This window comes from Acidiphilium sp. PM (assembly GCF_000219295.1).
In the GTDB taxonomy this organism is placed as follows: domain Bacteria; phylum Pseudomonadota; class Alphaproteobacteria; order Acetobacterales; family Acetobacteraceae; genus Acidiphilium; species Acidiphilium multivorum.
The window spans coordinates 1-505 of record NZ_AFPR01000429.1; the positions used below are offsets into that span (position 1 = coordinate 1).

Below are 505 nucleotides of genomic sequence, written 5' to 3' on the forward strand. Positions count from 1 at the left end.
GAGGCGGCGGACGCCGCCTGCTACGCCCAGCGCTACGCCCATTGCGACGTGCTGGTGGTCGGCGCCGGCCCCGCCGGCATCGAGGCCGCCCTCGCCGCCGCGTCCTCCGGCGCGCGGGTGATCCTGTGCGACGAACAGGCCGAGCTTGGCGGCGCCCTCCTCGCCGAGACGGATGCGACGCTCGACGGCACCAATGCCGCGAGCTTCCTCGCCACCCGCCTGAGCTGGCTGCAGGCCGCCGGCCAGGTCACCATCCTGCCGCGCACCATCGCCTTCGGCTATTTCCCGCACAACATGATCGGCCTCGCCCAGGACCTCACCGATCATCTCGGCGAACCCGACGACACCCAGCCCCGCGGCCGGCTCTGGCAGGTCCGCGCCCGCGAGGTGGTGATCGCCACCGGCGCCATCGAGCGCCCCCTGCCTTCCCCGACAACGACCGCCCCGGCATCATGCTGGCCGACGCCGCGCGCACCTACGTCACCCGCTACGGCGTGCTGCCGGG

Annotated in this window: 1 pseudogene; it reads left to right on the forward strand. The window is 74.1% G+C overall.

Annotated elements, in window-relative coordinates:
* A pseudogene (locus APM_RS13225) lies at positions 1–505 on the forward strand (FAD-dependent oxidoreductase); the annotation flags it as partial.